General features: G+C 38.2%; 2 rRNA genes. Both read left to right on the forward strand.

From position 1 onward, the window contains the following. Positions 1-85 (forward strand): 16S ribosomal RNA (locus FNN08_RS16235); the annotation flags it as partial. Positions 86-534: 449 nt separating this feature from the next. Continuing rightward, positions 535-646, forward strand: a 23S ribosomal RNA gene (locus tag FNN08_RS16240); the annotation flags it as partial.

Below are 646 nucleotides of genomic sequence, written 5' to 3' on the forward strand. Positions count from 1 at the left end.
GACGGTTACCACTTTGTGATTCATGACTGGGGTGAAGTCGTAACAAGGTAACCCTAGGGGAACCTGGGGTTGGATCACCTCCTTACCTTAAGTAAAACGCTTAATGTTGAGTGTTCACACAAATTGTATGATAACGAAAGTAAAGAATGAGAAGCCAAAAGAATTAACTCACTTAATTCTTTTGGTTTTTTACCAAAATCTGCACCGAATGCGCGTGTTGATTAACTCTTTAACAATTTGGAAAGCTGATATTAAACCCGGCAACTTATGTTTATGACCTCCAATCATAAACGTCGAATAAGTTGCCACGACAATCACTTGTGATTGTCACTGAGATGTTTATACAACATCTCAATATTATAACTAACGAACTTTATCGTTTCGTTAGTTGTTCTTACTCAAGGCTTAAACAGCAATGTTTAAGTTTGATAACTTTGTTATCAACATTCTTATGAATGCGTGAAAATGTCAGACTGTCAACTTAGTTCGGTTTAGTCACCGAACAGTCGAGAAGGAAACTTTTTGGGGTTGTATGGTTAAGTGACTAAGCGTATGTGGTGGATGCCTTGGCAGTTAGAGGCGATGAAGGACGTGTTAATCTGCGAAAAGCTGAGTTAAGGTGATAAAAACCGTTATAGGCTCAGAT

Source organism: Thalassomonas sp. M1454, assembly GCF_007097525.1.
In the GTDB taxonomy this organism is placed as follows: domain Bacteria; phylum Pseudomonadota; class Gammaproteobacteria; order Enterobacterales; family Alteromonadaceae; genus Thalassotalea_A.